The sequence below is a fragment of the Marinomonas algarum genome, from assembly GCF_020532605.1.
Classification (GTDB): Bacteria; Pseudomonadota; Gammaproteobacteria; order Pseudomonadales; family Marinomonadaceae; genus Marinomonas; species Marinomonas algarum.
Window position 1 is genome coordinate 1 of record NZ_JAJATW010000043.1, and the last position, 8,841, is coordinate 8,841.

The following is an 8,841-nucleotide window of genomic DNA, read 5'->3' on the forward strand; positions in this document are numbered from 1 at the left end:
CCTTGCTTGGAAAAGCGATTCAATACAATCTGAATCAATGGGAGAAACTCACGGTTTATCTTCAGAATGGGCAAATTAACATCGACAACAACCGAGCTGAAAGAGCCATCAAACCCTTCGTAATCGGACGTAAAAACTGGTTGTTTGCTAATACAGGTAATGGAGCCAAGTCGAGTGCGATACTTTACAGCATCATCGAAACCGCTAAAGCCAATGGGCTAATCCCGTATGATTACTTAGTAACACTCTTCGAAGAGCTGCCAAAACGACAGGCCAACGAAAGTCTTGATGACCTGCTGCCATGGAACGTCTGATCTATCTAGGTGGTGATGCTCTGACGCTTACCTTATAACCCGGTTGTCACCGCAGCGGGCATGACGATTGTTTCAAGCATTGCTGTCGTGCCATTGTGGCTGTGGCAAGATTTACCTTGGCAGCAAAGTTATTCTGTAAAAGACACGTTATCCATGTTGTGGTTAGGTGTTGGGCCAACAGCATTTGGCACCATTCTTTTGTTTTCCGTTATCGCCACGGCAGGCCCTACGTTTCTTTCATACATCAATTACGTGATTCCTATCGTGGCGTATTTTACTGGTGCGCTTCTTTTAGGCGAAAGCATTGAATGGCACAGCCTGGCGGCGATGTTATTAATCATTTTAGGGATAGCGCTAACGCGCAAACGGGTTACTAATTGACCGCCTGACTAGACTGGCATGTGTTAAAGCAGCTACAGCTCTTATCATCCCTATGACAGTATGTGACAATGCCTGCCTTGCCTCTATTGTTTCGTCAGAGTAGTTTTGTCATTACCACTCGGTAGCGCGCCTTATTACGACACCAGTATCATTGTGCAGTTTGCAAAATTTCCAGTTTACGGCAGAAACTGCCGTAAAATCGCGTGAAATTAAACCAGCTTTATCAATATGCACGCTTTAGCTACTAGGAGTTCAGCGTAGCGGTATGTTTGGTAAGTGCGTTTCGATGGCTTCAATCATCGACTTGGTAAGTGGTAAATGCGCTTTTTCTTTCGCCCATACCTCATGGAAGCCTGCTACAGTGTCCTTGGCAGTCTCTAAAACCAACTTTTCTGGCAACATGGCTTTAGCTGCTAGGTGTGATAACTCATCCAGCGTGAAATCACTGAATTTCTTGCTACGGCTAACCTTCAGCGACGCACTATCATCGGGGATATAAGGAATGGTTGAGACAAAATCATAGGCAGGTGCTATCGATGCGGTGCGCTTGTCTTTGTAGATCACAGACCAATTTTTCAAATGCATATCGGCATTACCAATTAGGGTATTGAACACCAATCTGCGCGTAAATTCTGCGATGTCTTCGTCTTGGCCTTCGATGCCGATAACCTGAGCAATATTGCGCATACTGGCTTTTTTGTACTTATCTTGAGGATAGACGCCAAACACTTGCGCAAAATCTTCAATGTGTACGGCTTGATTATCTGCACGGTCAAAGCGCTTAATCACAAACGCACTGTCACCAAATTTGCCAATGCCATCTGGGATATTAGCTATCTGGTTAATAGGGAGCAGCTGGGTCTCTGGCACATCCATACCTAACTTGCGCGCCAGCTCCATCATCGAATATTCATTTTCTGGCACAGCGTCAAATCGAGACGACGGCAATTTCACAATCCAAGAACCACCCTTGCCTGTCGCTGGAATCGTCAAGCCTCCGTTTGCCTGTTGTACGGCTGAAAACTTCAACTGCACACCTGCTAATGAAAAGCGCATTGGAGCATCTATTTTCGTTTCATCGTCAATGTCTTGATGCACATTAGGTGGTAACGCTTCACCATCCGCAGGCTCAACCGTAATCGCGCCTGCTAAATCCTGCCCTAATACCCACAATAGAAAAAATTCCCGCGCTGGGTTCACTCCGGCACGCTCTGCCAGGTAATTACGCATCGTTTCTTCTGGCAAAAGGTTGGAAAAAAACGGAGTTAACTTGGTCTGAGTAGGTTTGAAGTTGGTTAGCAAACTGCCTAACGAATCCTTAAAACCAAGCCCTAACGTAGGCCGTGATTCGTCATTAATATACGAATCCATAAAAGAAAAAAGCGTTCTGTCATTGCCAACATTGGTGATCGTTGCAATAGGGTCACCGTAGAGCAAAACGTTGAGAGTAGAAACATGATTAGTCATCGTCGTCTTCTTCTAACTGATATGCGGGCGACATTGCCTCACTTTCATCGCTGATTCCTTGGCTACTTCGAATGATCGACTTAATGGCAGGTACAGTTTTTTTTGGTGCAACAAATAACTCTAAGTCGAGTACACGAGCAAGTGCAATCAAACTAGACATTCTTAAATCAACGCTGCCAGACTCAATTTTCGATATATGGCTTTGAGGCACACCCGAACGCGCACTCAGCTCTCTTTGGCTAAAACCTTTACGTACCCGAGCTTTTCGGAGGCTTTCTAGTATCTGCTCTATTACATAGCTCATATCGATACACCTTATTACATCACTTTGGTAAAGTTATATATTTAAATATATCACAGCACTTCAAAGGACACAAAAATGATTAGCTATTACATATCAAAAAAATATTTAGATATGTAATTACGTATCCGCTTCATAGTGAGGAACGTTTTATCTCGGTAGATTCAGGTTATCGAGGCGCTCAAAAACGAGAAGAGCTCAACGGCATCAAAACCAATTGGTTGATTGCCCCTACTTATAAAAAAGAAAGGGCCAAGCAAGGTGCGCCTTCTCAAGAAACATCCAAGAATAAATAAGCAACCTATCCGAACAGAATACATAAAAGCCAGTATCAGGGCAAAAGTAGAGCACCCGTTTCGGATCATAAAGCGTCAGTTCGGTTTTAGGAAAGTCGTCTATCGCTGCTTAGAGAAAAATGATAACAAACTGGCGATGCTGTTTGCATTAGCCAATGTGTTTAGAATTGATCAGATGGTACGAGCCGTAAGGGGATAATTCGTCTAAAAACCTCTAAATAAGGATAAAATAGCTTGTTTAGAGGCTAAAAGTACTGAAATTGGTGATATTGTTTGTTTTTTAGCCGATTTAGAAACACTGGCGATGATTTTCTGTCATGGGATGTCCAACGTCTCTAGGTGGGGATGGCCGGACGCTTACCTTCTTCGTAAGGTATGAGATGGGAGTTCACCAATCAGTTCTTTATATTGTACCGAAAAACGCCCTAGATTGGTAAAGCCATATTTCAAAGCGACTTGAGTAACATTTCATATATGTACGTTATCTTCTAAATCTAAGTGCGCTTGCTTTAATTTCAAATGACGAATATATGAAGAAGGTGTCAATCCAATCTCACGCTCTAATGTATTGTAAAGTGACTTTCGACTAATTCGACACGAATTTGCAAACAAATCAGCTTTTAGTATCAAGTAAACAGATTTGCTTTTAGACAACCTTATTCAACTACCTGCCATCAAATCTATTTGTAATTCCAAGTATTTCATTTCAAGCATGTGGTATTTTTGGCTCTCTCTCGGTCACTAAAACAAAATCGTTATAATACCGAATGCCACTACTCCCGATAAAATGGGTAAGCCCATCGAGCGAGTACGAGTCCAGACGACGAAGGTAATAAGCATGCCAACAGCCGTCGCTAACCAAGACGCAACATCAAGATGAATAGGCACTAAAGAGGTACCAAACATGGCGGCAATCATGGTGGGTCCTAATATGGTTAACCATGTTGGCATTGCGCTAATGCCGCCCTCTTTTTGTTGTTTCGCCAAGCGTTGTTTCATCCACAGATACGGCAACAGGCGAATTAAGTAAGTGCCAATAGCAATGCCGGTGAGCGCTAACCACATTGAAGTTTCCATGCTTATTTCCCTCTCATGATGCGTTGATTTTTTAGCGCGTAGTACAGCACCGCACCGCACATAGCAGCTAATGGAATAGCTATATTCGGGTAGCCTAATAGTTTCAATATTAAGGCGGTAACAGCAGACACCATAATGGTGAGAGTCCATAAAGGGTTGTTACATCGGGGAACAATCAAGACAAAAAATAACGCAGGTAGTGCAAAAGGCAAAATCTCGTTGATTAATGGCCAACGTTGAGTTAACTCTCCACCGGCAATGGCTCCCAATGCAGTACCTGCAATCCAACTAAACCAGGCTAACGTTGCTGCGCCTGTGTACCAGCCTACCTGAGCCTGATCTGGCAGTTGAGGCAAACGGACATGTGCAAGCGCAAAGATTTGATCCGTTAGACCATGCATTAGTGGAATCCACCTTTTATCTTCGTTTAAGTAAGGTGAGAGATTTGGACCATAGACTATGTGGCGAGCGTTGATTAACAAGGTCATTATCACCATCAACCACAATGGTGCGCCAGAAGCCGCCATGGCCACAAACAGAAATTGCGACGCACCGGCATAGATAAAGGTGGAGATAAGTATGGTCTCAAACACGCTAAAGCCAGACTGAATCGAAATCAGTCCGAAGGAAATCGCCACAGGAATGTAGCCACCCAGTAGTGGAATCGCGTCTTTTACGCCTTGCTTCCAAGGTGCGCTTGTTAAAGGTTGGATCGAGGTAGTCATGCTGGAACGTCCTGTTTTGCGTAGGTAATGACCATAATTAAGGTCGCCCATGAATCATCATTTTGATAACAATGGGCCACATCTGCTGCAAAAGTATGTGCTTTTCCAATGTCCATATGCTGCAGATCCTTATTTTCACCCGCCAGCAATTTGCCACTTATGAGTGTTATGGTTTCTGTAGTACCTGCAATATGCGGCTCCGATTGCTTAATGGTATTGGGCGCAAAAGACATCCAATACACATCGGTGCGCGGGTTATCCTCTCCTTGGTCGATCAATCTTACTTGTACACCGTTTTCTCCCAGCGGAGATTCCACACTGGCAACAAGATCACCAAACGGAACATCCAGCTGTACAGCTAAACGCCAAATGGTTTCTATGGTCGGGTTACCATCACCTTGTTCAATGCGAGAAAGGTTGGACTTCGCAAGCTCAGCATCTTGCGCAAGCTGCGACAAAGATAGGCCCTTTGCCGTACGTAACAACTGTATATTTCGACCTAACGAGCTGAAAATGGATTTCTTCATGATGCATCTCAAATTGTTCCTTATATAGAACGTTCTATATAAGGAACAATCGATTGTCAATTAATTTATAAGTAAGCGTCGGCTAAACCACACCTTCTAATCTCCGACAAAAACCATAAAGTCTTTTGTTTTCTTTCATGGGAATAAAAGACTTATGTTTACCGCGTCAGCTCAACTTAATGTGACCCTCATTTGTGGGCCAACGTATATGCGTAAAACCGTTGATGGGTTTTGCGATATTGTCGCATACGATCTGAAAAAGAACCCTGCAGTGAACACATTTTTGTTTTCTGCAGCTGAGCGTGCGATAAAGCCAAAACCTTACAATGAGTCTCGGCTAGGTTTTGATAGCATATTAAGTACCCTGTACAAGACTCATTGGCAGAAGACTGTATTGAAATTGCAAACCATCTTTCAAACTGCGCTGAAAGCATAAAGATGCCTTTTGTTGCCGGGTTTTTATTAAAATATATTAAGCCTTTCACTGGCGTTTTTCAGACGATCATCACCGCGATGATCGTACTTTTGAGTCGTCGTGAGGCTGGAATGCCCCATAGCATCTTTTACTGTGATTAGATCCTCACCATTACTAAGCATAAGTGAAGCAAAAGTACGTCGAAGATCGTGTGGAGCGAATTTTTCTAGATTAGCCTGAAGCCTTCTTTCTTCTAAAATATGATAAATGGCTTGGCTAGACAGCTCCGTATAAACAAGGTCTTTATAGCGCCTTATCCTCGTAAATAATGGCCCTGTTGTGTCGCCACGGTAGCTTTCTATCCATTCGTTAAGCCTGTCTTGCGTCGTAGGAGGAAGAAAAGCTTTCCTTTCTTTGTTGCCTTTACCAACGACTTTTAAATAGCCTTCCCTCACATTGTAATCAGAGAAATCGAGGGTGACTGCCTCTGTTCTTCTGAGGCCGCAGCCAAGTAAAACAGCAAGAATGGCCGCATCCCGAACACCGGTTGCGGATTTGTCACGATCACACGCAGAAAAGAGTGAGTTAATCTCATCTTTATGGAGCGCCCGGCCCTTTGTTAAACGTGAGCCTTTGACAGACTTTATTTGCTTAATGTGCTGGTAAGAGTCGGTATCGATCAGCTTCAGAATCCATGACTCAAGAGCCACACCTTTCAACGCAGATAAATAGGTGTTTATTGTGGCCGGCGCTTTGTCGGATTCCCTCAACATATCGATAACAGCCAAAACATGATGCCTTCTCATGCCGCCCCAATCGAAATCGTAAACTCCTTGAAAACCTACCATTCTGGCGACAACGTCGAGGAAAGACCCCATAGTTTGCCTACTTTTTTTAGAGCCTAAGCTCATTAAATAAGCAATAGCCGGGTTTTTTCGAGCGTTTGAAACGCCTGATGATAGCGATACTTCACCATAATTGGCTTGTTGCTCTATTGGCATATTTGTATTCATTTAAAAATTATCTCCTAAAAAATCACTTTTTAATCCCAACAGCAACGAGTAGCAAACTCCATAATTTGAGATGAAAAGGTGTTTTTTTATCGACATCCTGCACCTCATAGCTTTGTATCAACAGCTCAAACTTGGTCGGATTACACAGTAGGTCATAAACTGTCCTATTGGGTTTCTCAATAGGTTTGTTGGGAGTGAATCCATGTTTGTCACGAAGGTACATAGCCACAGCGCCACTTCTTGACTCGCCGTAATAGCAATGAACAAAAATTTGGTTAGCGCCACTGGCAACCAGACCATCCAAAAAAGCAGATAGCCTTTCTGCTTGGGATGAGTCTATGTACGATGAGTAATTTTTGCGAAACGCAGACTTCATGGTTCTAATAGTGCCCTCCGAGTAGCCGCCATCGTAAAAGCTGTCCCGGTGAATATGTTCCCACGCTCCAAGGTTGGCAGGTTGTTTATCTGGATCGACAATAGAGACTATCGCCGCACCCTCTACCGGACTCAGTTTTTCTGCTTCTGACTGGCTTATAAAAAACACTTTTTTCATAGCAATTGCCTATATTTAACCGGTGTTCATTTTTGAACGGATCGAGTGTTTCTGCTCACTTACCTTTTTTTATGGCCTTTACTTTTTAAAACCATCATTTTAATAAGTAGAGAATCCCTCTATCAGATCAGCAATTTGTAAAGATTGATCCTCACAAAACAAACCACTTCCAAGAAGTGAATACCACAAGAGCTAGGTTAATTAATAAATTACATAAAATAAATATTTAATTTACCTAATCTTCTTCAAACGAACCATTTCTCTCAAAGACTGTTACCAATGTGCCATTACCAGCGTCATCTCTGACAATTAGGTAGTTGAAAACTGACGTAACGTGCGTCCACAACTCTATGTTGTCAGATCGGCCATACTTTCTTGTTTTATGAGCTATGACACGATCATTTAGGCTTCGGATGTGTAATTCAGGGTGATTTAACCTTTTGACCAACGACTTATAGGGCCTCTTTGGATCGCCTGACGTTATGCGAGTCTTGTACTGCTCAAAAGCATGTTTGGTAATGCGAACATCACCGATTGCAGGCGTAGAAATGATATTAAAATCTATCTTTGTTTCTCGAATATGCTCCACTTCACACTCAGCCTCACTAGCCATAAACTCCATTTTTTGAGAAACCTCAATTTTTACGCCTTCCAAGCGGCTATCTAAGAAAGCAGCGTACTTTTCCGCGTAGGTTTTGTTTGACCTTCCTAATGCGAGCTTTCTTATTGCACCCTTTGACACAACTAGCCTACAGCCTTTCCCGGAGAATATGCTTTCAAAAAATACTTCTTTTTTAAAGATCAAATGCTGTATTGCCACAAGCTCACAAACCAGCGCGGAATCCTCGTGTGGCGCTTTCAAAGTCACGTTAAGGATGCCATTTCTAGTGCTGCCTACACGCCAAAACACGGTAGCAGATAGGCTAGAAATAGGTTTACATACTGTCGTTAATGTCATCATAATTTTTTACTCCTTATACTTATGGCAGAGGCCATCTAAAAAATGGCGCCCCTGTCTGGTTGTTTCATTAAGAGCTTATCACGACAAAAAATAATGCAACCCCCCCAAATTTTATTGTCAAAATTACCCCTCGTTAAAGAGAAATCAACAATCAAATTTATCGATTTTCACTAGAAGAGATACAAAAAGTCTTCTACTATCAATATAGATTTTTATTCATTTATGGAGGTTTTACCGCATGAAGTGGGAATTTGTAGACTATGAAAATGTTGGTTGTTTGGGTAAATTAGATTTGTCTGTTTATGACAAAGTATGGTGAGATTAAAAATGCAAGGATAATACAAATTTTGGAAATTTAATTATAAAAAGGTCTAGCTTTATACCGTAATCATTTATAGTTTAAATTCAGAATACTGACTAATGAGCTATAACGCCTAAGTTTATCATTAAATATGCCAAGTATCCCTGTGTCTTTAAATGGGACGACAGCCTTCTTGATAATTTCTTTCCGGGATATAAGTGTTTTGTCATCTTTCTTGATAATTTCCTCCCGGGATATAAGTGTTTTATCATCGTTATTAATATTTAAAAAAAATACTACTTCTTGCTCTAACTTTAAAAACTCAGGGTGAAGGTTACCCCCTGTGTCAGGATAGTTGTCGCCTCATTTGTTATTTTAAATAAACAGGGGACGGTAAGTGAAAACCAGTGGATTACCAAAGACATTCAAGTGCCTTTAAAGAAGCCATTTTACAAAAACTCTACCAAAGCCGATTGTCGAGACGTGAGTTTGCAGAACAAGAAGGCATTA

Annotated in this window: 10 protein-coding genes and 2 pseudogenes; 4 read left to right on the top strand and 8 right to left on the bottom strand. The window is 42.1% G+C overall.

Features of this window, described 5'->3' with window-relative positions; all coding sequences use genetic code 11:
• Both LG368_RS14900 and LG368_RS14905 read left to right on the top strand, forming a co-directional pair.
• On the top strand, positions 1 to 314 hold a 314-nt coding region (locus tag LG368_RS14900; RefSeq protein WP_226755489.1), incomplete at its 5' end, for an IS66 family transposase.
• A 45-nt stretch (positions 315 to 359) separates the two neighbouring features.
• Positions 360 to 695 (top strand): annotated as a pseudogene (locus LG368_RS14905) (EamA family transporter); the annotation flags it as partial.
• Positions 696 to 947: 252 nt separating this feature from the next.
• Here the strand turns inward: LG368_RS14905 and LG368_RS14910 are convergent.
• Positions 948 to 2,162: a type II toxin-antitoxin system HipA family toxin gene (locus LG368_RS14910; protein WP_226755491.1), complete on the bottom strand. Its 1,215-nt coding sequence runs from the start codon at positions 2,160 to 2,162 to the stop codon at positions 948 to 950.
• Entirely contained in the window at positions 2,155 to 2,466 is a 312-nt protein-coding gene (locus LG368_RS14915) for a helix-turn-helix domain-containing protein (protein ID WP_226755492.1), read from the bottom strand. The genes LG368_RS14910 and LG368_RS14915 overlap by 8 nt, the downstream gene beginning before the upstream one ends.
• A 128-nt stretch (positions 2,467 to 2,594) precedes the next feature.
• Between LG368_RS14915 and LG368_RS14920 the strand changes: the two are divergent.
• Positions 2,595 to 2,958 (top strand): annotated as a pseudogene (locus LG368_RS14920) (transposase); the annotation flags it as partial.
• Between the two features lie 542 nt (positions 2,959 to 3,500).
• Here the strand turns inward: LG368_RS14920 and LG368_RS14930 are convergent.
• The 3 genes from LG368_RS14930 to LG368_RS14940 are packed head-to-tail and all read right to left on the bottom strand — an operon-like array spanning position 3,501 to position 5,088.
• Positions 3,501 to 3,836, bottom strand: a complete 336-nt coding sequence (locus tag LG368_RS14930) for an AzlD domain-containing protein (RefSeq protein ID WP_226755494.1) — start codon at positions 3,834 to 3,836, stop codon at positions 3,501 to 3,503.
• Between the two features lie 2 nt (positions 3,837 to 3,838).
• Entirely contained in the window at positions 3,839 to 4,561 is a 723-nt protein-coding gene (locus tag LG368_RS14935) for an AzlC family ABC transporter permease (protein WP_226755495.1), read from the bottom strand.
• Entirely contained in the window at positions 4,558 to 5,088 is a 531-nt protein-coding gene (locus LG368_RS14940; protein WP_226755496.1) for a helix-turn-helix domain-containing protein, read from the bottom strand. Before LG368_RS14940 ends, LG368_RS14935 begins: the two co-directional genes overlap by 4 nt.
• Positions 5,089 to 5,242: 154 nt before the next feature.
• Between LG368_RS14940 and LG368_RS14945 the strand changes: the two genes are divergently transcribed.
• On the top strand, positions 5,243 to 5,524 hold the full coding sequence (locus LG368_RS14945) for a hypothetical protein (protein ID WP_226755497.1): 282 nt from the start codon (positions 5,243 to 5,245) through the stop codon (positions 5,522 to 5,524).
• A gap of 26 nt (positions 5,525 to 5,550) precedes the next feature.
• Here the strand turns inward: LG368_RS14945 and LG368_RS14950 are convergent, their stop codons facing one another.
• The 3 genes from LG368_RS14950 to LG368_RS14960 form a co-directional block, all read right to left on the bottom strand.
• Entirely contained in the window at positions 5,551 to 6,516 is a 966-nt protein-coding gene (locus tag LG368_RS14950; protein WP_226755498.1) for a tyrosine-type recombinase/integrase, read from the bottom strand.
• Between the two features lie 22 nt (positions 6,517 to 6,538).
• Positions 6,539 to 7,069 (bottom strand): protein-tyrosine phosphatase family protein, encoded by a 531-nt coding sequence (locus tag LG368_RS14955; protein ID WP_226755499.1) that lies wholly within the window; start codon positions 7,067 to 7,069, stop codon positions 6,539 to 6,541.
• Between the two features lie 235 nt (positions 7,070 to 7,304).
• Positions 7,305 to 8,030, bottom strand: a complete 726-nt coding sequence (locus LG368_RS14960; protein WP_226755500.1) for a hypothetical protein — start codon at positions 8,028 to 8,030, stop codon at positions 7,305 to 7,307.
• Positions 8,031 to 8,841 lie beyond the last annotated feature (811 nt).